Origin of the sequence: Actinacidiphila rubida (genome assembly GCF_900110255.1) — a bacterium.
GTDB lineage: Bacteria > Actinomycetota > Actinomycetes > Streptomycetales > Streptomycetaceae > Actinacidiphila > Actinacidiphila rubida.
The window spans coordinates 40,525-62,416 of record NZ_FODD01000034.1; the positions used below are offsets into that span (position 1 = coordinate 40,525).

General features: G+C 73.9%; 19 protein-coding genes. 12 read left to right on the forward strand and 7 right to left on the reverse strand.

Going from position 1 to position 21,892, the window contains the following annotated elements; translation table 11 throughout:
• Positions 1-152 precede the first annotated feature (152 nt).
• Together BMW99_RS28900 and gcl are read left to right on the forward strand one after the other, a co-directional pair.
• A complete protein-coding gene (locus BMW99_RS28900; RefSeq protein WP_069462485.1) occupies positions 153-899 on the forward strand; it encodes a hypothetical protein in 747 nt (248 codons plus the stop codon).
• Positions 900-1,217: 318 nt separating this feature from the next.
• Complete coding sequence (gene gcl, locus BMW99_RS28905) at positions 1,218-3,002, forward strand: glyoxylate carboligase (RefSeq protein WP_107451479.1); 1,785 nt, start codon at positions 1,218-1,220, stop codon at positions 3,000-3,002.
• On the opposite strand, the gene BMW99_RS28910 is transcribed toward gcl, so the two are convergent.
• Together BMW99_RS28910 and BMW99_RS28915 are read right to left on the reverse strand one after the other, a co-directional pair.
• Positions 2,986-4,638 (reverse strand): AMP-binding protein, encoded by a 1,653-nt coding sequence (locus tag BMW99_RS28910; protein WP_322899543.1) that lies wholly within the window; start codon positions 4,636-4,638, stop codon positions 2,986-2,988. The two genes, gcl and BMW99_RS28910, sit on opposite strands and share 17 nt — an antisense overlap.
• Positions 4,635-6,317, reverse strand: coding sequence for an AMP-binding protein (locus BMW99_RS28915; protein WP_069462487.1), 1,683 nt, complete (start codon positions 6,315-6,317; stop codon positions 4,635-4,637). The genes BMW99_RS28910 and BMW99_RS28915 overlap by 4 nt, the downstream gene beginning before the upstream one ends.
• A 140-nt stretch (positions 6,318-6,457) precedes the next feature.
• Here BMW99_RS28915 and BMW99_RS28920 point away from each other — a divergent pair, with 140 nt between their 5' ends.
• From BMW99_RS28920 to BMW99_RS28930, 3 genes are all read left to right on the forward strand, one after another.
• The gene (locus tag BMW99_RS28920) at positions 6,458-7,294 is read left to right on the forward strand and encodes a helix-turn-helix transcriptional regulator (protein ID WP_069462492.1); all 837 of its coding nucleotides are present in this window, start codon (positions 6,458-6,460) and stop codon (positions 7,292-7,294) included.
• A gap of 126 nt (positions 7,295-7,420) precedes the next feature.
• Entirely contained in the window at positions 7,421-8,071 is a 651-nt protein-coding gene (locus tag BMW99_RS28925) for a LysE family translocator (RefSeq protein WP_069462488.1), read from the forward strand.
• 245 nt (positions 8,072-8,316) lie between these two features.
• Positions 8,317-9,843: an MFS transporter gene (locus BMW99_RS28930; protein ID WP_069462489.1), complete on the forward strand. Its 1,527-nt coding sequence runs from the start codon at positions 8,317-8,319 to the stop codon at positions 9,841-9,843.
• Between the two features lie 192 nt (positions 9,844-10,035).
• On the opposite strand, the gene dmpI is transcribed toward BMW99_RS28930, so the two are convergent.
• Positions 10,036-10,218: a 4-oxalocrotonate tautomerase DmpI gene (gene dmpI / locus BMW99_RS28935; RefSeq protein WP_069463485.1), complete on the reverse strand. Its 183-nt coding sequence runs from the start codon at positions 10,216-10,218 to the stop codon at positions 10,036-10,038.
• Between the two features lie 116 nt (positions 10,219-10,334).
• Positions 10,335-11,264 (reverse strand): LysR family transcriptional regulator, encoded by a 930-nt coding sequence (locus BMW99_RS28940; RefSeq protein ID WP_069463486.1) that lies wholly within the window; start codon positions 11,262-11,264, stop codon positions 10,335-10,337.
• Between the two features lie 252 nt (positions 11,265-11,516).
• On the opposite strand from BMW99_RS28940, the gene BMW99_RS28945 reads away from it, so the two are divergent.
• On the forward strand, positions 11,517-12,173 hold the full coding sequence (locus tag BMW99_RS28945; protein ID WP_069467559.1) for a hypothetical protein: 657 nt from the start codon (positions 11,517-11,519) through the stop codon (positions 12,171-12,173).
• Between the two features lie 356 nt (positions 12,174-12,529).
• Positions 12,530-14,080: an MFS transporter gene (locus tag BMW99_RS28950; protein WP_075017845.1), complete on the forward strand. Its 1,551-nt coding sequence runs from the start codon at positions 12,530-12,532 to the stop codon at positions 14,078-14,080.
• Here the strand turns inward: BMW99_RS28950 and BMW99_RS28955 are convergent.
• A complete protein-coding gene (locus BMW99_RS28955; protein ID WP_069467779.1) occupies positions 14,058-14,663 on the reverse strand; it encodes a TetR/AcrR family transcriptional regulator in 606 nt (201 codons plus the stop codon). The genes BMW99_RS28950 and BMW99_RS28955 overlap by 23 nt on opposite strands.
• A 107-nt stretch (positions 14,664-14,770) precedes the next feature.
• Between BMW99_RS28955 and BMW99_RS28960 the strand changes: the two genes are divergently transcribed.
• The 3 genes from BMW99_RS28960 to BMW99_RS28970 all read left to right on the forward strand — a co-directional run bounded on the left by BMW99_RS28960 (position 14,771) and on the right by BMW99_RS28970 (position 16,754).
• The gene (locus BMW99_RS28960) at positions 14,771-15,904 is read left to right on the forward strand and encodes an FAD-dependent monooxygenase (protein WP_075017846.1); all 1,134 of its coding nucleotides are present in this window, start codon (positions 14,771-14,773) and stop codon (positions 15,902-15,904) included.
• Between the two features lie 154 nt (positions 15,905-16,058).
• Positions 16,059-16,445, forward strand: coding sequence for an SAV_915 family protein (locus BMW99_RS28965; protein ID WP_245791670.1), 387 nt, complete (start codon positions 16,059-16,061; stop codon positions 16,443-16,445).
• A 30-nt stretch (positions 16,446-16,475) separates the two neighbouring features.
• Entirely contained in the window at positions 16,476-16,754 is a 279-nt protein-coding gene (locus BMW99_RS28970) for a DUF7336 domain-containing protein (RefSeq protein WP_075017847.1), read from the forward strand.
• Between the two features lie 153 nt (positions 16,755-16,907).
• Here the strand turns inward: BMW99_RS28970 and BMW99_RS28975 are convergent, their stop codons facing one another.
• Together BMW99_RS28975 and BMW99_RS28980 are read right to left on the reverse strand one after the other, a co-directional pair.
• Entirely contained in the window at positions 16,908-17,156 is a 249-nt protein-coding gene (locus BMW99_RS28975) for an SCO4226 family nickel-binding protein (protein WP_069467740.1), read from the reverse strand.
• 212 nt (positions 17,157-17,368) lie between these two features.
• Complete coding sequence (locus tag BMW99_RS28980; RefSeq protein WP_075017848.1) at positions 17,369-18,211, reverse strand: GntR family transcriptional regulator; 843 nt, start codon at positions 18,209-18,211, stop codon at positions 17,369-17,371.
• Positions 18,212-18,464: 253 nt separating this feature from the next.
• Here BMW99_RS28980 and BMW99_RS28985 point away from each other — a divergent pair, with 253 nt between their 5' ends.
• Positions 18,465-20,090 carry a beta-N-acetylhexosaminidase gene (locus BMW99_RS28985; protein WP_075017849.1) on the forward strand — a complete coding sequence of 542 codons (1,626 nt, stop codon included), beginning with the start codon at positions 18,465-18,467 and terminating at the stop codon, positions 20,088-20,090.
• A 188-nt stretch (positions 20,091-20,278) separates the two neighbouring features.
• Entirely contained in the window at positions 20,279-21,730 is a 1,452-nt protein-coding gene (locus tag BMW99_RS28990; RefSeq protein ID WP_079176219.1) for a cellulose binding domain-containing protein, read from the forward strand.
• Positions 21,731-21,892 lie beyond the last annotated feature (162 nt).

Consider the following 21,892-nt stretch of genomic DNA (forward strand, 5'->3'; position numbering starts at 1 on the left):
ACACGACCCGCGCCGGCCGGGCTTCTGAGGGGTGGTCAGGGCGGCGCGGGTTGCGGTCTGTCCCGATCCGGTCACATGGGCGTCGTCTTCCTGCACTATGGGTGCAGACAGACCGCGGCTCAAGGCGTCGCGTCCGACCGGGAGTTCGATCGATGGCAGAGAGCGTGCTGGTGCGCTGCCCGGCCTGCGGCCAGGAACACAGCTACACCGCCCCCACCTTCCCGTGCGCCTGCGGGTCACCGGTCGCCCCGCCCGTCCTGGTCGGCGGGCTGCCCGTCGAGGTCAGGCACCGGTCGTGGGACGACTCCTGGGTGCGGTTGCGCTGCCCGGACTGCGGACGCTCCGACCAGTGGCCGCAGCCGGAGTTCGACTGCGCGTGCGGTGCACTGGTGCGACTGCCGGTCAGCAGCGAGCCGGGCCTCGCGGCCGGGAACGCGCACACGCTGCCACCCCCGCACGAGGCCCCGCCGGTGCCGGCGGGTCAGGCCCCGCCGCCGCCGACCAGCCGCCCGCCGTTCCGCCCGGTCACCATCCGTACCGCGCGCGACGCCCTCACCGCGGCGTCCCAGTACCTGAAGTGGCTGGGCTTCGCGGGCGTCCGGCTGGCGGGCGACCGCAGCGCCAACGGCATCGACCTGCGCGGCGACCACCTCGTCGCCCAGGTCGACCCGACGACGCTGCCCACGCCGCTGCGTGACGTCGAGTGCCTGTGGCTGAACTGCGCGAACGAGGACGCCACCGGTGCGTTCTTCTCGCTCGCCGGGTACGCGCACGACGCGCGGCTGCGCGCCGACCAGTTGTGCGTCCCGCTGTTCGTGATGGACCTGACCGGCACGCCGCAGCCGGTGAACGACGCGGCGGACGAGTTGATAAGGCGCGGACCCTCCGCGAACTGCTGAGCTCCGGGCGCCTTTTCGCGCTCGCGCGGGCCCCGAGCCCGCCCCGGCCCGACCTTGCTCCCCACGCGGGGGCCACTCCCCCGGTTCCCTCCTCGCCGCCCGGCCGCACCTCGCGAGCCGGGCGCTGTCGTGTGGGCCCGCGGCACGACCCGCGCCCCAGCACCGGCCCGCGGCGCGGCCCCGGGGGCCGTGCGGCCGTGCGGCCGGGGTCCCTTGACGCCCGGCGCCGCCCCGACCTATGTTCCTTTCATATAGCAGAATTTACTTTCCGCATAGTGGAAGCTAGGCGGAAGGCAGCTTGCGAGAGGGAGTGTTCCGATGCCCCGTATGACCGCCGCCCGAGCCGCCGTGGAGATCCTCGAACGGGAGGGCGTGGACGTCGCGTTCGGCGTGCCCGGCGCCGCGATCAACCCGTTCTACGCGGCCCTGAAGGAGCACGGCGGGATCCGCCACACGCTGGCCCGCCACGTCGAGGGCGCCTCGCACATGGCCGAGGGCTACGCCAGGACCCGCCCGGGCAACATCGGCGTGTGCGTCGGCACGTCGGGACCGGCCGGCACCGACATGGTCACCGGCCTGTACTCGGCGACCGGCGACTCCGTCCCGATCCTGTGCATCACCGGCCAGGCGCCGACCGCGGTCATCCACAAGGAGGACTTCCAGGCCGTCGACATCGCGGCCGTCGCGGGCCCGGTCACCAAGAAGGCCACCACCGTGCTGGAGGCCGCGCAGGTGCCGGGCGTCTTCCAGCAGGCGTTCCACCTGATGCGGTCGGGACGGCCCGGCCCGGTGCTGATCGACCTGCCGATCGACGTGCAGCAGACGGAGATCGAGTTCGACCCCGAGACGTACACGCCGCTGCCGGTCTACAAGCCGGCCGCCTCCCGCGCCCAGATCGAGAAGGCGCTGTCGTACCTGCTGGCCTCCGAACGTCCGCTCATCGTGGCCGGGGGCGGGGTGATCAACGCCGACGCGGCGGACCTGCTGGTGGAGTTCGCGGAGATCACCGGCACGCCCGTGGTGCCGACGCTGATGGGCTGGGGCGCCATCCCCGACGACCACCGGCTCAACGCCGGCATGGTCGGGCTGCAGACCTCGCACCGCTACGGCAACGCCACGTTCCTGGAGTCGGACTTCGTCCTCGGCATCGGCAACCGCTGGGCGAACCGCCACACCGGTTACCAGCTCGACGTCTACCGCGCGGGCCGCACCTTCGTGCACGTCGACATCGAGCCCACGCAGATCGGCAGGATCTTCCCGCCGGACTACGGCATCGCCTCCGACGCCAAGGCCGCCCTGGAGCTCTTCGTCGAGGTGGCGCGGGAGTTGAAGGCGGCCGGGCGGCTGCCCGACCGCTCGGGGTGGATCGCCGCCCACCTGGAGCGCAAGGCCACGCTGCACCGCCGCACCCACTTCGACGACGTCCCGATGAAGCCGCAGCGCGTCTACGAGGAGATGAACCGCGCGTTCGGGCCCGAGACCCGCTACGTCACGACGATCGGGCTGTCGCAGATCGCCGGCGCCCAGCTGCTGCACGTCTACAAGCCGCGGCACTGGATCAACTGCGGCCAGGCCGGCCCGCTCGGCTGGACGGTTCCCGCCGCGCTCGGCGTGGCCGTGGCCGACCCGGACGCCCAAGTGGTGGCGCTGTCAGGGGACTACGACTTCCAGTTCATGATCGAGGAACTGGCCGTCGGCGCGCAGCACCGCATCCCCTACGTGCACGTGCTCGTCAACAACTCCTATCTGGGGCTGATCCGGCAGGCCCAGCTCGGCCTGGGCATCGACTTCCAGGTCAACCTGGAGTTCGAGAACGCCAACTCCCCGGAGATCGGCGTCTACGGCGTCGACCACGTCAAGGTCGCCGAGGGACTGGGCTGCAAGGCGATCCGGGTCACCGACCCGGCGGAGCTCGGGAGCGCGTTCGAGCGGGCGAAGAAGCTCGCCGCCGAACACCGGGTGCCGGTCGTGGTGGAGGCGATCCTGGAGCGGATCACCGACATCGCGATGTCGACCACCGCGGACATCTCCGACGTCCGGGAGTTCGGCGAGTTGGCCACCGAGCCCTGGCACGCGCCGACCGCGGTCATCCCGCGGGGCTGAAGCCGTCCCGCAGTTCCACCTTGCGGACCTTGCCGCTGACCGTCATCGGGAAGGCGTCCAGGATCCGCAGGTGGCGCGGCACCTTGAAGTGCGCGAGCCGGCCGGCGCAGAACGCCGCGATCTCCTCCAGGGTGGGCGGGTCGGCCGGGTCGCGCGGGATCACGCAGGCCAGGATCTCCTCGCCGTACCGCTCGTCGGGCACGCCCACGACCTGGACGTCGGAGACCTTCGGGTGGGTGTAGAGGAACTCCTCGATCTCCCGCGGGTAGACGTTCTCGCCACCGCGGATGATCATGTCCTTGATCCGGCCGACGACGGCGAGGTAGCCGTCGTCGCGCATCACCGCCAGGTCGCCGGTGTGCATCCACCGCCCGGCGTCGACGGCCTCCGCGGTACGCTCCGGTTCGTCCCAGTAGCCGAGCATCACCGAGTAGCCGCGGGTGCACAGTTCACCGGCGGTACCGCGCGGCACGGTGATCCCCTCGACCGGGTCGACCACCTTCACCTCGATGTGCGGCAGCACCCGGCCGACGGTCTCGGTGCGGTGCTCCAGGTCGTCGTCCCGGCGGGTCTGGGTGGACACCGGCGAGGTCTCCGTCATCCCGTAGCAGATGGACACCTCGGCCATGTGCATCTCGGACATGACCCGCTTCATCACCTCCACCGGGCACGGCGAGCCCGCCATGATCCCGGTGCGCAGCGACGTCAGGTCGTACGACGCGAAGTCGGGCAGGCCGAGTTCGGCGATGAACATGGTGGGGACGCCGTACAGCGAGGTGCAGCGCTCCTGCTGGACGGCGCGCAGCGTCGCCGCCGGGTCGAAGGACGGTGCGGGGATGACGATGCACGAACCGTGCGAGGTGGCCCCGAGGTTGCCCATCACCATGCCGAAGCAGTGGTAGAAGGGCACGGGCAGGCAGACCCGGTCCTGCTCGGTGTAGCCGACGGTGTCGCCCACGAAGTAGCCGTTGTTGAGGATGTTGTGGTGCGAGAGCGTGGCGCCCTTGGGGAAGCCGGTGGTGCCCGACGTGTACTGGATGTTGACCGGCTCGTCACAGCTCAGACCGGCTTCCGCGCGGGCCAGGAACCCGTCGTCCAGGTCCGCGCCGGCGGCCACGAGGGCGTCCCAGGACGGGTCGCCGATGTGCACGACCTGGCGCAGCCCCGGGCAGGCGCCGCGCACTTCGGCGGCCATCGCCCGGTAGTCGCTGCCGCGGTGCTCGGTGGAGGCGATCAGCAACCGCACCCCGGCCTGGTTGAGCACGAACTCCAACTCGTGCAGCCGGTACGCCGGGTTGATGTTCACCATGATCGCGCCGAGCCGGGCGGTGGCGTACTGGACCATGACCCACTCGGGGCAGTTGAGCGCCCAGATGCCGACCCGGTCGCCCTTGCACACCCCGGACGCGGCCAGTCCGCGGGCCAGTTCGCCGACGGCGGCGCCGAACCCGGCGTACGTCCAGCGACGGCCGCTGGACACGTCGACCAGCGCGTCACGGTCGGGGTGGGCGGCGATGGACCGGTCCAGGTTGCGCCCCACGGTCTCGCCGAGCAGCGGCGTGCTGCCCGTGCCGTGCGCGTACGACGGCTCCGCCGGAGCCGGCACGCCGGCCGCTATGTCTCCCGCGTCGTTCACCGGTAGTCCTCCTCGTGGAACTCACGGCTGCCGTCGTGCATGGTCGCCTCGCGGAGCTGGACCCGGCGGATCTTGCCCGACACGGTCTTGGGCAGTTCGGCGAACTCCAGCCGCCGGATGCGCTTGTAGGGCGCGAGCACCGCCCGGGAGTGGGCGAAGAGCGCCTTGGCGGTCTCGCCGTCCGGCGTCCAGCCCTCGGCGAGCACCACGTACGCCTTGGGCACGGACAGCCGCAGCTCGTCCGGAGCCGGCACCACGGCCGCCTCGGCGACGGCCTCGTGCTCCAGCAGCGCGCTCTCCAGCTCGAACGGGGAGATCTTGTAGTCGGAGGACTTGAACACGTCGTCGGCGCGGCCGATGTACGTGATGTAGCCGTCGGCGTCGCGGCGGCCGATGTCGCCGGTGCGGTAGTAACCGCCGCCCATCGCCTCCTCGGTGAGGTCGGGCGCCCCGGCGTACCCGGTCATCAGGCCGACCGGCCGCTCGCTGAGGTCGAGGCAGATCTCCCCCTCGCTGCCCGGCACGCCGCTGACCGGGTCGATGAGGGTGACGGTGTAACCGGGCGTCGGCCGGCCCATCGACCCGGGCTTCACCGGCTGGCCGGGGGTGTTGGCGACCTGGACGGCGGTCTCGGTCTGCCCGAAGCCGTCCCGGATGACGACGTTCCAGGCCCGTTTGACGTGCTCGATGACCTCGGGGTTGAGCGGCTCGCCGGCGGCCACCACGGCACGCGGCGGCGTGGCCAGCGCGCCGAGGTCGGCCTGGATGAGCATCCGCCACACCGTCGGGGGCGCGCAGAAGCTGGTCACGCCGGCCCGTTCCATCGCCGCCATCAGGGCGCCCGCGTCGAACCGGGTGTAGTTGTACACGAACACCGTCGCCTCGGCGTTCCACGGCGCGAAGAGGCTGGACCAGGCGTGCTTGGCCCAGCCGGGCGAGGAGATGTTCAGGTGCACGTCGCCGGGGCGCAGCCCGATCCAGTACATGGTCGCGAGGTGGCCGGCCGGGTACGACAGGTGGGTGTGCTCGACGAGTTTGGGCTTGGCGGTGGTGCCGGAGGTGAAGTACAGCATCAGCGGATCCGCCGACCGGGTGGGGCCGTCGGGGGTGAAGCCGAGGTCCGCCGCGTGCGCGTCCTCGTAGGCCAGCCAGCCCTCGGGGGCGCCGCCGACCGCGATGCGGGTGTAGTCGCCGGGCACCTCGTCGAACTTCGCGGTGTCCGCGGACCGCGCGACGGTGTGCCGGACCTCGCCGCGCTCGACGCGGTCGCGCAGGTCCGCCGGGCCCAGCAGCGGCGTCGCGGGGATGATCACGGCCCGCAGCTTCATGGCGGCCAGCGCCGTCTCCCACTGTTCGGCCTGGTTGCCGAGCATCACCAGCACCCGGTCGCCGGCCCGCACGCCGGCTGCCCGCAGCCAGTTCGCGACGCGGGAGGAGCGTTCGGCCATCTCCCGGAAGCTGATCCGGGTCTCCCGGCCGTCCTCCTCGACGATCCACAGCGCGGTCCTGGCGCCGGTCTCCGGCTCGGCCGCGACGGCGTCGAACCACTCCAGCGCCCAGTTGAACGACTCCGGCCGGGGCCAGCGGAATCCGTCGCGGGCGGCGGTGTAGTCCTCGCGGTGCCGCAGCAGGAAGTCCCGGGCGGCGCGGAACTCCGCGGTCGCCTCCGATGCCGGCATGTGCCCTCCTCGTGTACTGCCCCTGAGTAGCATCGTGCGTGAGTGACGTGGGTCTCACTACCCCCGGACGGGGGTGAGGGGGGTGGAGCGTGGACGCAGTTCGTGGTGAATCGGTCGTGGTCCGGGCGGCGCTGCTGCGGATGCGCAGGTCAGGGCTGCTGCCGGTGGCCTTCGGCGGGCTGGTGCCGGTGACCGCGGCGCAGGGGCAGCAGCAGGCACCCGGGCGGGTGTTCCGCATCACCGAGCTGTCCGGCACCGGCACCGACTCCCTTCGGGGCCTCGCCATCACCACCGGCAACGGCCTGGGCGGCAAGGCGCTGGCCATGGCCCGCCCCTACGCCGTGACGGACTACCGCAGCTCGCGCGTGATCAGCCACGAGTACGACGCCGCGGTGGCCGCCGAGGGCCTGCGGTCGGTGCTGGCGGTGCCGATCGTGGTGCACCGCAGGGTGCGCGGGGTGCTCTACGGCGCGCTGCGCCAGCCGTACGTGCTGGGCGACCGCCCGCTGTCCGTCGCGCAGGACGCGGTCCGGGAGCTGGAGCAGGCGCTGGCCGTCCGGGACGAGGCGCACCGGCTGCTGTCCTACGCCCACCAGCCGCTGGGCGGCGACCGGCGGGCCTGGGAGCAGGTCCGCGAGGCGCACGCGGAGCTGCGCGCGCTGGCCGGGCGGATCGCCGACGTGCATCTGAGGCAGGAGCTGCTGACCGCGTGCGCGCGGCTGGCCGCGGCCTCGGGTCCCGAGGCCGCGCCGCAGCCCACCGCCGCCCCCGCGGTGCCGGCCGCGCACCTGACCCCGCGGGAGCTGGACGTGCTCGCCTCGGTCGCGTCGGGCGCGACCAACGCGATGGCGGCGTCGCGGCTGCGGCTGCGGCCGGAGACGGTGAAGAGCTATCTGCGTTCGGCCATGCGGAAGCTGGGGGCGCACACCCGCCTGGAGGCGGTCGTCGCCGCCCGCAGGGCCGGTCTGCTGCCCTGAGCCCGGCGGCGCGTGGCGCCGGGCCCCCGTGGCCCGGTGTGTGCCCGGAAAACCGGCGGCGCGGCGCGGCCCGGCGGTCGTACGCTCCGGGCACATCGGTGTGGGAGCGGGGCGGAGGAGGACGGGATGTCGGTCGACCGGCTGCTGGGGTTCGCGGCGATGTCGGTGGTGCTGGTGCTGATTCCGGGGCCCAGCGTGCTGTTCGTGCTCGGCCGCGCGCTGGCGCACGGGCGGCGGACCGCTCTGGGCAGCGTGCTGGGCAACGCCACGGGTGCCTGCGCCCTGGCCACGCTGGTGTCCGTCGGGCTCGGCGAGGTGGTGGCCCGCTCGGTCGCGGTGTTCGTGGTGCTGAAGCTGGCGGGCGCCGCCTACCTGGTGTTCCTCGGGACGAAGGCGTGGCGGAACCGGCGGGCGCTGTCGATGAGCGGGGTCGGTACCGGCCCGCAGCCGCCGGCGCCGCACGGCGACCTGCGCACCCTCTGGGAGGGCTTCGTGGTGGGCGTGACGAACCCCAAGACGATGGTGTTCTTCGCGGCCGTGCTGCCGCAGTTCGTCGATCGCGGCGCGGGCCGGGTGCACCAGCAGATGCTGCTGCTGGCGCTGGTGTTCACGGTGATCGCGCTGGTCTTCGACAGCATGTGGGCGGTGGGCGCGTCGGCCGCGCGCGCCTGGTTCGCCAGTTCCCCGCGCCGGCTCGCCGCGATCGGCGGCACCGGCGGTCTCGCCATGATCGGCCTGGGCGTCGTGGTGGCGGTCACCGGGCGCGCCGACAACTAGGGTCCGTCGCTGTCTCCGGCGGGCGACCCGCGGGACGGCGGGCGGGATTCCGGGGACGGCGGGCGGCCTCAGGGACCGCCGGCGGCGCGCGGCGACGCGCCGGCGGTCCGTGTGAGCAGGGGCACACCGCGAGCCTGAGCGAAACGTTTGCGTTTCGATAGGGGCGGCCGTACCGTTTTTGGAGTACGAAACCGTTTCGTTCTTCCTGCGGTCAGCCGCAACCGTCCCACCTCAGGAGTCCTCCCATGTCACAGAGCTCCACCGACGCCCCCTCCGGAGCCGACGCGCTCCGGAAGGCGCCGGCTGTCCCGACGCAGAGCGGCGCCCCTGAAGGCGAGAAGCCCAGCCACCGGTGGTGGGTGCTCGGCGTCATCGCCATCGCCCAGCTGATGGTGGTCCTCGACGCCACCGTGGTGAACATCGCCCTGCCGTCCGCACAGCAGGCCCTCGGCTTCTCCGACGGCAACCGCCAGTGGATCGTCACGGCGTACTCCCTGGCCTTCGGCTCCCTGCTGCTCCTCGGCGGACGGCTCGCCGACCTCATCGGCCGCAAGATCGTCTTCCTGACCGGCGTGATCGGCTTCGCCGGCGCCTCCGCGCTGGCCGGCGCCGCCCAGAACTTCGAGGTGCTGGTCAGCGGCCGCGCCCTGCAGGGCCTGTTCGGCGCGCTGCTCGCGCCCGCCGCCCTGTCGCTGCTCAACACGACGTTCACCGACGCCAAGGAACGCGCCAAGGCGTTCGGCATCTACGGCGCGATCGCCGGCGCGGGCGGCGGCGTCGGCCTGCTGCTCGGCGGCGTGCTCACCGAGCACCTGAGCTGGCGCTGGACCCTGTACGTCAACCTGATCTTCGCGGTCATCGCCTTCGCCGGCGGCCTGGTCTTCCTGCGCAAGGGCGCCCCCGCCGACCGGCCGAGGCTCGACCTGCCCGGCACCGTCCTGGTCACCGCCGGACTGTTCGGCCTGGTCTACGGCTTCTCCAACGCCGACAGCCACGGCTGGGGCTCCGCGATGACCTGGGGCTTCCTGGTCCTCGGCGGCGTGCTGCTGGCGGCGTTCAGCTGGTGGCAGACGAGGGCGGAGCACCCGCTGCTGCCGCTGCGCGTGCTGCTCGACCGGAACCGCGGCGCGTCCTTCACGGTGCTGGCCATCTCCGGCGCCGGCATGTTCGGCGTGTTCCTCTTCCTGACCTACTACCTGCAGGCATCGCTGCACTACTCGCCGGTCAAGACCGGCCTGGGCTTCCTGCCGATGATCGGCGCGCTGATGGTCGCCGCCCAGCTCGTCACCAACACGCTGCTGCCGCGGCTCGGCCCCCGTCCGATCGTGCCGCTCGGCATGGCGATGGCGGTCGGCAGCATGGTCTGGCTGACCGCGCTCGACCTGCACAGCAGCTACGCCACGGACGTGCTGCCGCCGCTGCTCGTGATGGGCTTCGGCCTCGGTCTGGTGATGCCCGCGGCGATGTCCGTGGCCACCGAGGGCATCGGCGAGCAGGACGCGGGCGTGGCCTCGGCCGCGGTCAACACCATGCAGCAGGTGGGCGGTTCGATCGGCACCGCCCTGCTGAACACCCTGGCCGCGAGCGCCGCGACGCACTACCTGTCCGGCAAGAAGCCCACGCCCGACGTGCTGGCCCAGGCCCAGCTGCACAGCTACTCCACGGCCTACTGGTGGTCGGCCGGCCTCTTCGCGGTCGGCGCGGTGCTGGCGCTGCTGATGTACCGCAAGGGCCGGGTGCAGACCGGCGAGACGCAGGCCGTCCACATGTGACGGTCCCACCGAACCCCCCGGCCGGTCCTGAGCGGAGAGCGGCCGGGGCGGGGGCCGGCAACCCGGGTCATCGTGGGGACGGGACACCCGGGAACGCCGGCCCCCCTTTCTCTGCGGCGCCCTCCCCTCCGGGTGGGGCGCCAGGGCCGTTCCGGCGGTGCGTCACCCCCGTACGCACCGCCGGGACGGCCCTCACTTGTCGGCGACGAGCGTGCCCGCCGCGGCCCAGCTGTCGGCGGGTACTTCGTGGATCCAGACCTGAACGGTCTCCGCGGGGATCTGGTAGGCGTCCACGAACGCGTCGGTGATCTTCCGCACCAGGTCCCGCTTGAGCTCGACGGTGCGCGGGCCCTGCTGCACGGTGACGATCGGCATGACGGAACTCCCAGCTCGGGGGCGGTGGTTCGGGACCTTCCCGGCCGCCCTTCGGTGTGCCCTCAGTCCATCGCGCCCGGCCGCCCGCACCAAGGAGCACTCCGCGAGCGCAGCGATCAGGAATCGCGATCGCTCTCCGGCGCGGCGGCCCGCAGCAGCAGCCGCAGGTGCCGTGAGCGGCGGTCGCCGCGGACCGCGAGCCCGGTGGTGAGCGCCAGCCCGTCGCCCCGGAACGGCAGGAACGCCACCCGCGGCGCGTTGAGCAGCGCCGCCTGCGAGGCGTAGACGACCGTCCACATCGCCGACCCCGTCCCGATCGCCGCGAGACTGTCCTGCAGCGACCCGCCCGGCGGCCCCGGCACCGGCTCGAACCCCGCGTCGTGGCAGGCGGTCACCACCAGGTCGACGAGGGGCGGATTGGCACGGCGGGCGACCAGCCGCAGCGGAAGGGCCGCGAGGTCGCGCAGCGCGACGTCGGGAGCGGCGGCGAGCGGATGGCGGGCGGGCAGCACGGCCAGCAGCGGATCGGGCCACAGCGGCAGGACCTCCACGCCGTCGGCCTCCTCCCCCGTGCTCGGGCCGGTGCCCGGCGCCCGCGTCCAGTTGCCGCGCAGGAACGCCGCGTCCAGGTCGCCGGCCGCGACCATGGCGAGCCGGTCCCTGGCCGGTGCGGACACCAGGTCGACGGCGACATCGGGGGCGAGGGCGGCGAACGCGTCCAGCACGCGGTCCAGGTGCACGCCCAGGCCCGTGCTGGTGCCGAGCCGCAGTACGGCGGCGTCCGCGTGGGCGAACGCGGCGACCGCGGCCCGCGCCCGGTCCGCCGCGGCCAGCACCGCGCGCGCCTCGGGCAGGAAGCGGGCGCCCGCCCCGGTGAGCCGGACGTGCCGCGGGGAGCGGTCGAACAGGTCGGTGCCCAGCTCCCGTTCCAGCCGCCGCACCTGCTGGCTGACGGCGGACTGGACGATGTGCAGCCGCTCCGCGGCCCGCCCGAAGTGCAGCTCCTCGGCGACGGCCACGACATACCTGAGCTGGCGCAGTTCCATCCGCAGATCGTACGGACGCGCCACGGCCGCGGGCGGCGCGGTCCGGGAGACGGATACGGCGGCGCCCCGGCCGCGGGCGCGGTGATGGAAGCGCGCGGCCGCGGGCGCGACTTGGGGGGCGTGCGGCCGCCTGCACGCGAGCCCCGGTCAAGCGGGTGCATTTACCGGCGTACCGCAGCCACGTCGCGCCCGGCCGCGGTACCCGCGCGGCAGGCTGCTGGGATCGATCACCGCCACCCCAGGAAGGCCCTGATGACACCCCGTCGCCGCCCCCGCCGACGCGCCCTGCCGCGCGTCCTGGTCCGCGTTCCCGGCTGCCTGGCCCTCGTCTGCGGCCTGCTGCTGTGCGGCACCGGCCCGTCCTCCGCCGCGCCCGCCTGGGCCGACCCCATGGCGCCGCGTGTGCTGCCGCTGCCGCCGAGCGGCGTCCGCTCCCCCGGCGCCGTGGTGACCGCCCGGGTGGACCCGGCGGCCGCCGTGGTGGGGCAGGACGAGAACGGCGAGTTCACGCTCACCCTGACCGACGTCGGCGACGCGACGGCGTACAACGTCCGGGTGCTGCTGGACGACGCGCAGCCGGGCAACGCCGTCGGGTCGGCCGACGGCCGCTGCCTGAGCCGCCTCGACGCCTCCTCGCCCGCGGACCTGTGGTGCGAACTCGGTGACGTGGCACCGGGGCAGACCGTCTCGGTGACCGTCCACACCTTCATGAACACCTGCGTGTGGTCCGATCCGGCCACCATGGCACCGCGGTTGCCCGCCGCGGCCTTCCGCTGGCGGATCGCGTACCTCGACGTCGACGAGCCGCGGACGGTGAACGGCCCGGTGGCGCGCTGGAGTTGCGCCGGCGACGCGGCGGGCGGGAACGCGGCCGGCGAGGTCCGGGCGGTGGCACCCCGCTCGTCCTGAAGCCGCGGCGAGCCCCGAACGGGGCCCGGGGCAGCGGTCGTTGGTGCGCCATCGGCCCCGCACCCGATGGCCGGGCGGCGGTGGTCGTCAGGCAGCCGACGAGCCGTCGCCGGCCGCCGCCAGGGACCCGGGCGGTCGACCCGGCCGTCAGCGGGTTCCGCCCGCCCGCGGTCCTGGGCGCACCCCTGGCGGGGGTCTTACCGCTCTGCTACCTTGCGTCCATGCCTCTTCTCTGTGCGTAGGCCGGACTCGCGCCGCCTCGACCCCGCCGACGGGCGCCCCCAGTGGGCGGTACCGGTGGGTGGGTGTGCGCATCGGTCCGTCCCGATCCGGCCTTTCGCAGAGAGAGCACTCCCATGTCCTCGCCGTACCCGGCGGCACCTTCGTATGCCGCCGTCCTCCGCCTGCCCCACGCCCGACGCACCTTCGCCGCAGCCCTGTTCGGGCGTTCCGGGTACGGGGTGGTCTCCCTTTCCCTCGTCCTGGCCCTGTCCTCGGCGACCGGTTCGCTGGCGGCCGCCGGGCTGTTCGGCACCGAGTTCGCCGCCGTCTCCGTCGTGCTCGCCCCGGCCAGGGCCGGGCTCATCGACCGCTGGGGCGCGCGCCGCGCGCTGCCCTCACTCGCGCTGCCGTTCGCGGCCGCGCTGTTCACCCTGGCCGCCTGCGTCCACACGGCGGGCGCCCCGCGCTGGCTGCTCGCCGTGCTCGTGGCGGCCGTCGGCTCGTCGTGCCCGCCGCTCGGCCCGACGATGCGCACACTGTGGTCGGCGCTTGCGCCCGACGAGGCCACGCTGCAGCGGGCGTTCAGCCTGGACACGGTCGCCGAGGAACTGATCTTCCTGGCCGGCCCGCTGGTGGTCGTGGCCGTCCACCCGGTGCCGGGCCTGGTGCTCTCCGGCACGGTGATCGCCGTCGGCACACTGGTGATGGTGAGTTCGCCGGCCACCAGGCTGATCGCACCGGCGGCCAAGGCCGAACCGGCGCCACCGCTGCGGCTGTTGTCGCCCCAGGGAGCGGGAGTGCGCCGGGCCGCCGTCGCCGCGTTCGGCGTGGGCGTCTGCCTGGCCGCCGTCGAGCTCTTCGTGATCGCGGCGGCCGGCCGCGCCCACACACCGGCGGCCACCGGGTGGATCCTGGCCGCGCAGTCCGCGGGCAGCGCGCTCGGCGGCCTGCTCTACGGGCGGGTGCGCTGGACGCGCGACGCGGCAGCCCGGCTGCCGTACCTGCTGCTGGTGCTGGCCGCGCTGGTGGCCGCGACGGCCGCGGCACCCTCGCTGCTCCTCCTCGGGCTGTGCGTGGCCGCGTCCGGCTGCCTGACCGCGCCGGCCCTGTCCACCGCCTACCTGGCGGCCAGCCGCCAGGCCCCGGCGGGCACCGCGACCCGGGCCACCACCTGGGCCAACTCCGCGATCAACGCGGGCTCTTCCGGAGGCGGCGCGCTCGCGGCGCTGCTGGTCGACCGGGCCACGCTGCCGCTCTGCTTCCTGGTCGCGGCCGCGGCCCCGGCGCTGGCGGCGGTCGCCGCCCGCAGCCGGCCGGCGGCGCGGCGCGCGACCGCGGGAGCGTCCGGGAGGCGCGCCCCGGCGGCGCCCGTGACGCCGATCGCAGAGGTGCGTCAGGCGCGCGCGAGCGCCTCGCCCGGCCAGGCGGACGGGTCCGTCGACTCGGTCGGGGAGGACGGGACTGCCGGCCCGATCGGGACCGACGGCGCTCCGCGCGCCATCGGCGCGGGCACCACCGCGGACGGGTCCAGCGCGAGCACCACCGCGAACGGGTTCGGAACGGACGACGCTGCCGGTGCCGTAGGCGCGGGCACCACCGCGGACGCGTTCGGCGGGGGCAGCGCTGCAGGCACCGTCGGCGCGGGCACCACCGCGAGCACGGTCAGAGCGGGCGTCCGGGAGTGAGCACTGCCGCCAGTGCGGGCGCGTACAGCTCCTCGACCTGCTCGGGAGCGAGCGCCAGCACGGGCGGCAGGCGCAGTAGGTAGCGGGCCAGCGCGAGCCCCAGCAACTGAGCCGACAGCAGGGCCGCCCGGGCCGGAGCGTCCGGTCCGGGCGGCAGCGCGGCCAGCACCGCGGGCGCGACCTGGCGGGCGAACACGTCCCGCATCCGCGCCGCCGCCTGGTCGTTGGTGACCGCCGAGCGCAGCAGCACCAGCAGCGCGTCGTCGGTCGGGTCGCCCTCCCAGCGGTCGAGGAAGTGCCGGACGAAGAGCGCCGGGACGTCGTCCGGCGGCACGTCGCGGACGTCGGGCAGCTTGAGGTCGATCGCCAGGGCGGCCTCGAACAGCTGCTCCTTGCTGCCGAAGTAGCGCATCACCATCGACGCGTCGATGCCGGCGTCGCCGGCCACGCCCCGGATGGTCGTGCGCTCGTAGCCGTGTTCCGCGAAGCGGGCCCGGGCGGCGGCCAGGATCGCGGCCTTGGTCGCCTCCGAGGTGCGGCGCGGCCGGTCGGCCGGGGGTTCCGCCAGGGGTTCGGACGTCATGTCAACAACTGTAGGCCAACACCCGTTGACACGCCAGACCCGGCCGATCCACTCTGTCAACAGACGTTGGCCAACGAGCGTTGGCCTCACCGCGAAGGGGGCATCCCATGACCAGCCGCACGCTTCCCGCCACCACCCGCGTCGCGATCGTCGGCGCCGGCCCGACCGGGCTGGCCCTCGCCGTGACCCTCGCCGGGGCGGGGGTGGACTTCGTCCTGCTCGACCAGCAGGCCGAGGGCGCCAACACCTCCCGCGCGGCCGTCGTCCACGCCCGCACCCTGGAGGTGCTGGACACGCTCGGCGCGTCGGCCGAGCTGATGCGGCGGGGCCTGGTCGTCGACCGCTTCACCGTCCGCGACGGGCGCCGGGCGCTGGCCCGGCTCTCCTTCGCGAAGCTGCCCACCCCGCACCCGTACACGCTGATGGTTCCGCAGAGCGAGACCGAGGACGTGCTGCTGGGGCGCCTGCGCGAGCTGGGCGGGGACGTCCAGCGCCCGTACGAGGTGGCGGCCGCCGAGCAGGACGCGGACGGCGTCACGCTGACCATGGCGACCGGCGAGACGCTGCGGGCGGCGTACGCGGTGGGCGCGGACGGCATGCACAGCGCGATCCGGGCGGCGGCCGGGATCGGCTTCACCGGCGGCTCGTACGGGCAGTCGTTCGTGCTCGCCGACGTCATCATGGACTGGGCCCCCGGCCGGGACGAGGTGTCGCTGACCTTCCACGCGGACGGCCTGGTCGTCGTCGCCCCGCTGCCGCACGGCCACTACCGGATCGTCGCGGTCGTCGACGAGGCGCCGGCCGCGCCGGACCGCGCCTACGTGCGGGCGCTGCTCGACGCCCGGGCGCCGGGGCAGGCGCGGGTCGCCGAGGTGGTGTGGGGCTCGCGGTTCCGCGTCCACCACCGTGTGGCCGACGCCTACCGCGCCGGGCGCCTGCTGCTGGCCGGGGACGCGGCGCACGTGCACAGCCCGGCGGGCGGCCAGGGCATGAACACCGGCATCCAGGACGCCTACGCCCTCGGGCGCGCGCTCGCGGAGGACCGGCTCGACGGGTACGAAGCGCTGCGGCGGCCGGTCGCCCAGCGGGTGGTGGCCTTCACCGACCGCATGACGCGGCTGGCGACGGTGCGGCGGCCCGCGGCGCGGGGCGTGCGGAACGTGGTGCTTCCCGTGGTCAGCCGGGTGCCGGCGTTCCGCCGTCGCCTGACCACGGAGCTGGCCGAGCTCAACTACCGGTGAGGAAGCCGACCTTCACCCGATCGGGTGAGCCCGGGACGGCCCTGGCCGGGCCCGCCGGGGCCGTGCTCGAGAAGGGCTCGCGAGCCGGGGGTCGCGCGGCCCACAAGGTGGACAGGTCGGATGCGGACCCCCGGCGCCGGGTTACCGTTGCCGCATGCACGTGAGCCAGCACCAGCCGTCGAGCGGGCCCGAGCCGAAGCCGGGTACCGACGGGAAGCGCTCGCTGTACGTGCCGGTCAGGCGGGGGCCGGCGGGTTCCGTGGTCCGGCTGTGGCGCACGCCGTTCGGCACGCGCACGGCCGTGGCCTTCACCTCCGACCGGCGGCTGCGGTCCGTTCTCGGACCCACCCAGCCGTGGATCCGCCTCTCCGAGGCGGCACTCCGCCGCATGGTGGAGCCCCTCGGCGCGATCCTCCTGACGATCGACCCCCTCCTCACCGCCCGCCCCCCGGCGTCCTGGTCCACCCCCGCCGACGCCCCTGCCTCGGCCTCCGCCTCCGGCGCCGCCGACCCCACCGAACCCGAGGCGGCGACTCCGTAGCCGCCTGGCCCAGCGAAAGCGCATCGGCCCGTGAAGGTCTACCCCCTCTGGCACATCGGCCATCAGAACGAAGCCGGCCCCAACGGCGAGACGATTCACCTGGACGACGGGGGCGTGTTCATCGACGAGCAGGACGGTGACGACGTCAAGCTGCTCGGCATCTACTCCTCCGAGGCCGCGGCGGAAAAGCGGATGCGCCGCGCGCGCCATCTACAGGGCTTCGTCGATGAGCCGGACTGTTTCCAGATCGGAGAGTACGACGTCGACGAGGACCACTGGACCGAGGGCTTCGTCCGCGTGCCGGACTAGACCCTCGGGCGAGCGAGCCTGCGGGGGCGGACCCTTCACGCCGCATCGCTGAGCGTTCTTCCTCCCCGGCGCGCCCCCCCGGGGGGGACCTGGTGGCCACGCGCCCCGGGCGAGCGGAACGGTTCGGCCCGACGGGGCCGGATCTTGCGGGCGCTACACGCTGTGCGGCACCGCGTGAATCTCGTTCGGCGCGTGACCCGCGCGTTCGTGGACGCGCTGCACCGCGTCGGCGGACGGCGCCTCCGAGAGACAGAAGACGTCGCCGGACGCGGGGTCCGCCCAGGCGCGCTGGAAGTCCACGCCTTCCGACCCCTGCACCGCGAGGTCCGCGGCGTGCGCTTCCTGGAGCTGCTCGGCGGTGATGCCCTTCATCCCGTGGTGGACATCCATGAACATGGCCATGGCGTCTCACTCCTCCGCTCTCTGGCCTGTCGTTCCCCTCCATAGTGCGCCCCTTTGTCCTCCCTCGCCCATGGCGACCTCGTGAGGCCGGCCGGGACCAGGCGGAAGAGGCCTGCGGCCGACACCGAACCCCCGGCGCCCCGCACGCACTCGGGGACGACCCCGCCGCCATGACGCGCCCGCGAGCGCTCTACCAGAGCGGCCGGCGCCGCTCACGGCGCCGGCTGCACGTCACCGAGCATCTGCGCCGGCACCTCGCCGCGGCCGGCGAGGTCGCCCGGGGGGATGCCCGGGTGGTGGCCGCGGGCGGGGCGGCCCGCGGGGTCGGGGGCGACGTCGAGGGTGAGGCGGGAGACGATGCGGTAGCGGTCACCGCGGTAGACGGAGTGCACGTACTCCACGGGCCGGCCCGTGTCGTCGCAGGTGAGGCGCTCGAAGAGGAGCGCGGGCGAGAGGACGGGGACGCCGATGAGACGGGCCTCCTCCTCGTTGGTGACCGTCGGCTCGATCGACTGCACGGCCTCGCGGACGCGCAGCCCGTGCCGGTCCCGCAGCAGCTCGTAGAAGTCGCCGGCCTCCATGTCGGCGGGGCGCAGACCGGGCACGAGGACGGCCGGGACGTGCAGGTACTCGATGGCCATCGGCTCGCCGTCGACGAGCCGGAGCCGTGCGATGTACGCGATCTCCGCGGCCGGCGAGATCCGCAGCCGGCGACCGACCCGCGCCCCGGCCCGCACCGTCGTGAACTCCAGGACCCGGCTGGCCCAGGTGCCGGACGCCTGCGGCAGGCGGTGGCCGTCGCGGTCCGGCGCCAGCTCCTGGGTGATCTTCGCGCGAGCCACGAACATGCCGCGTCCGTGCTCGCGGACCAGCAGCCCGGTGGCGACCAGTTCGTCCACCGCCGAGCGCAACGTCGGCCGGGACACGCCGAGTTGCTCGCACAGGACGCGTTCGGAGGGAATGGGGTCGCCGGGGGCGCGCGCCTCGACGAGTTCCATCAGGTGCTCGCGGACCCGTTCGCGTTTCAGCGGAGAGCGCCCCGGCTCGCTGACCATGACGTGGTGCCCCTTCCGCGGGCCTCCCGGGCTGCCCCGGCTGCTGTCGCCCCGAGGTTAGCCAGATACTGACCAGTTGACCAGGACTGGTGAGACATCCGGCAGGCGCACCGGACCAGTTGGCCGACGCTCACGCCGAACACCGTTTCACGCCCGGCCTCTTGACGGCCCGACCGGCTTCTGCCACCTTCACTTACCAGCTGCATACCAGTTGGCAAGTGGTAAGGTCCGCCCGCCTCGAGGAGAGCGCTCCGTGATCGTTCCACGCCCCACCCTGCTGACCCGTCTGCCGGGCCGTTTCACCTTCGACGCGGCCACCGCCGTGCACGCGTCCGGTGACGCGGTCGGGGCCGCCCGGCTGCTGCGCACCCTGCTCGCGCCGGCCACCGGACTGCCTCTGGCGGCGGCCGCGGACGGCGCGGTGGTCCTCGCCGTCGACCCGGGCCTCGGCGCCCTGGGCGCCGAGGGATACGAGCTGACCGTCGGTCCCGACACGGTGCGTCTGCGCGCCGGGCGGCCCGAGGGACTGCTGCGCGGTGTCCAGACACTGCGCCAGCTCCTGCCCGCACAGGCCCTGTCGGACCGCCCGGTGGCCGGAGTGGCGTGGGAGGTGCCGTGCGTGCGGATCACGGACGTGCCGCACTCGGCGTGGCGGGGCGCGCTGATCGACGTGGCCAGGCGCTTCCAACCCCTGTCGTTCCTGCGGCGGTTCACCGATCTGCTGGCGCTGCACAAGCTGAACGTGCTGCATCTGCACCTGACCGACGACCAGGGCTGGCGGATGCCGGTCCCCGCGTTGCCGCGCCTCACCGAGGTCGGCGGGGTGCGGGCCCGGTCGATGCTCGGCCGGGCCGGCAGCGGCCGCTTCGACGACGTGCCGCACGCCGGCGCGTACACGACGGCCGAGCTGCGGGAGCTGGTCGCGTACGCGGCCGAGCGCGGTGTGACCGTGGTGCCGGAGATCGAGATGCCCGGGCACGTACGCGCGGCCCTGGCCGCGTACCCGGAGCTGGGCAACGTGCCGGGACGCCGCCTGGACGTGTGGACCGAGTGGGGCGTGTGCGAGCAGGTGCTCGGCATGCACGACGGGGCGCTGGAGTTCTGCCGCACCGTGCTCGGCGAGGTGATGGACGTCTTCCCGTCGCGGTACGTGCACGTCGGTGGCGACGAGTGCCCCGTCACCGAGTGGGAGCAGAGCCCCGCCGCCCGGGCGCGCGCCGCCGAGCTGGGCCTGGCGGCGCCGAAGGCCCTGCAGGGCTGGTTCATGGGCCGGATCGGCGCGTTCCTGCTGGCGTCGGGGCGCACGCCCACGTGCTGGGCGGAGGACTCGGGCACGCTGCCCCGGGAGTTCACCGTGATGCCGTGGCGCGACGCCGCGCACGGCCTGGCGGCGGCCCGCCGTGGCCACGACGTGGTGATGGCCCCGCATCGCGCCACGTATCTGGACTACCCGCAGACCGCCCACCCGGCCGAACCGCTCGGCCAGGCGGGCGAGGTGGTCGACGTCGCGGCCGTGCACCGCGGCAGCGGCCCCCCGCCGTGGGAGCCCGAGGCTGCCGCCCGGGTGCTGGGCACGCAGGCCGCACTGTGGACCGAGTTCGTGCCGACCGCCGAACACGCCGAGTACCTGCTGTTCCCGCGCCTGGCGGCGCTCGCCGACCGGGCCTGGAACCCGGCCGGTGACTGGACCGCGGACGTCCTGCCCGCCCTGCACGCGCACGCCGCCCGGCTGGCCGCCCTGGGCGTCCGCACCGGGCACCTGCCGCCGCTCCCGGGCGACGCGCCCACGCCCGTCCGCCCGCCCGCGTCCCCGGCGGACACCGGACCCGCGTCCGGATCCGCACCTGAACCCGGGCCCGTTGCCGGGTCCCGGCGCTAGCCGGGTCCCACGGCCCGCGAACGGCTCCGCGTCCGACCCTCCTCCGCCCTCCGGGGACGGAGCCGGACACGGCGCCGCACCCGCACCACCGGCTCCACCCCGCACCGGCACCACCGGCTCCACCCCGCACCGGAAGACCTGGGCCCGCGTCACGCGGGCCCGCCGCACGCCCCCCACCTCCGAAAGGGATGACCGTGTCAGGAAAGTTCCGCGTACCCGCCAGAGTCCGCACCGCGATGGCGGTGTGCACCGCCGCCGGCCTCGCCTGCGCCGCGCTCACCGCGCTGCCCGCGGCCGCGGCCCAGGACTCGCTGAGCGCGCAGTACCGCACCAGCGCGTCCGGCGCGACGGCCGACCAGGTCGAGCCGTGGCTGGAGGTCACCAACACCGGCTCCACCACGGTGCCGTTGAGCAACGTGACGCTGCGCTACTACTTCAAGTCCGATGGGCCGAGCATCAGTTACCGGTTCGCCTGCTCGTGGGCGGTGAAGGGCTGCGCCAACGTCACCGGCACGTTCGGCACCCTGGCCAACCCGACGGCGACCGCCGACCGCTACCTGGAGATCGGCTTCACCTCCGGTGCCGGCTCGCTCGCCCCGGGCCAGAACACCGGCGACCTGCAACTGCGCTTCTACCGCGCGGACTGGCAGACGCTCACCCAGTCCGACGACTACTCGTTCAACGGCGCCCAGACCTCGTACGCCGACTGGTCGAAGGTGACCGTGCAGGACGGCGGCAACCTGGTGTGGGGCACCGCGCCGGCCGGCAACGACCCGACGCAGCCGCCCACCACGCCCCCGACCACTCCCCCGACGGGCGGCGGCAACCCCGACGGGCCCACGCTGTTCGACGACTTCAGCTACACCAGCAGCAGCGATCCGGCGGTCCAGCAGCACGGCTGGACGGTGAAGTCGGGGCAGGGCGGCCCGGGCGTCTCGGGTGCGACATGGTCGCCCGGGGACGTCACCTTCGTCGCGGACGGCACGGGCAAGGTGATGAACCTCAAGCTCACCACCGACGGCACCGCGTCGGGCACCCGTGAGACCGAGATCCAGACCACCGCGCGGAAGTTCAGGAACGGCACCTACGCGGCCCGCGTGAAGTTCAACGACACCCCGACCGGCGGCCCGGACGGCGACCACGTCAACCAGACCTTCTTCACGTTCACGCCGCTCAACGCGCCGATGGACCCCGACTACAGCGAGCAGGACTTCGAGTACCTGCCCAACGGCGGCTGGGGCGAGACCCAGAACATCATGTACGAGACGTCCTGGGAGACCTACAACCCGGACCCGTGGAACGCGGTCAACACGCACGGGCAGCAGTACGGCAGCCTCGACGGCTGGCACAACCTGCAGATCACCATCGACAACACCTTCATCACGTACTACATCGACGGCGTGCAGGTCGCCCAGCACGGTGAGCCGTACCTGCCCGAGACGCCGCAGTGGATCGACTTCAACCACTGGCTGATCGACCTTGCGGGCCAGACGAGTTCGACCCCGCGCTCGTACAACGAGCAGGTGGACTACGTGTACTTCGTCAAGGACCAGGTGCTCACCCCGGCACAGGTGCAGTCGACGGTGGCCGGACTGCGCGGCGCCGGCACCGCGTTCGAGGACACCGTCCCGGCGAGCTGACGGGTCCGCCCGTCCCGAGGCCGCCCGCCCCGCGCGTCCGCGGGACGGGCGGCCGGTCCGTTCCCGGGCTTTTCCGTTATCCGCCCGGCGTGGCACCGTCTCCTGTGCGAAGGGTTCGTACGTGCGGACACGGTCCGGTGGGACCGGCCGCGCCGGTGCGCC

Bases quoted from the DNA above. Each gene is read 5' to 3' on its own strand.
- BMW99_RS28960 (WP_075017846.1), top strand. From the start codon at position 14,771: ATGACCAGCCGCACGCTTCCCGCCACCACCCGCGTCGCGATCGTCGGC.
- BMW99_RS28900 (WP_069462485.1), top strand. From the start codon at position 153: ATGGCAGAGAGCGTGCTGGTGCGCTGCCCGGCCTGCGGCCAGGAACAC.
- dmpI (WP_069463485.1), bottom strand. From the start codon at position 10,218: ATGCCGATCGTCACCGTGCAGCAGGGCCCGCGCACCGTCGAGCTCAAG.
- BMW99_RS28940 (WP_069463486.1), bottom strand. From the start codon at position 11,264: ATGGAACTGCGCCAGCTCAGGTATGTCGTGGCCGTCGCCGAGGAGCTG.
- BMW99_RS28965 (WP_245791670.1), top strand. From the start codon at position 16,059: ATGCACGTGAGCCAGCACCAGCCGTCGAGCGGGCCCGAGCCGAAGCCG.
- BMW99_RS28955 (WP_069467779.1), bottom strand. From the start codon at position 14,663: ATGACGTCCGAACCCCTGGCGGAACCCCCGGCCGACCGGCCGCGCCGC.
- gcl (WP_107451479.1), top strand. From the start codon at position 1,218: ATGCCCCGTATGACCGCCGCCCGAGCCGCCGTGGAGATCCTCGAACGG.
- BMW99_RS28925 (WP_069462488.1), top strand. From the start codon at position 7,421: ATGTCGGTCGACCGGCTGCTGGGGTTCGCGGCGATGTCGGTGGTGCTG.
- BMW99_RS28915 (WP_069462487.1), bottom strand. From the start codon at position 6,317: ATGCCGGCATCGGAGGCGACCGCGGAGTTCCGCGCCGCCCGGGACTTC.
- BMW99_RS28930 (WP_069462489.1), top strand. From the start codon at position 8,317: ATGTCACAGAGCTCCACCGACGCCCCCTCCGGAGCCGACGCGCTCCGG.
- BMW99_RS28990 (WP_079176219.1), top strand. From the start codon at position 20,279: ATGACCGTGTCAGGAAAGTTCCGCGTACCCGCCAGAGTCCGCACCGCG.
- BMW99_RS28980 (WP_075017848.1), bottom strand. From the start codon at position 18,211: ATGGTCAGCGAGCCGGGGCGCTCTCCGCTGAAACGCGAACGGGTCCGC.
- BMW99_RS28950 (WP_075017845.1), top strand. From the start codon at position 12,530: ATGTCCTCGCCGTACCCGGCGGCACCTTCGTATGCCGCCGTCCTCCGC.
- BMW99_RS28975 (WP_069467740.1), bottom strand. From the start codon at position 17,156: ATGGCCATGTTCATGGATGTCCACCACGGGATGAAGGGCATCACCGCC.
- BMW99_RS28945 (WP_069467559.1), top strand. From the start codon at position 11,517: ATGACACCCCGTCGCCGCCCCCGCCGACGCGCCCTGCCGCGCGTCCTG.
- BMW99_RS28920 (WP_069462492.1), top strand. From the start codon at position 6,458: ATGCGCAGGTCAGGGCTGCTGCCGGTGGCCTTCGGCGGGCTGGTGCCG.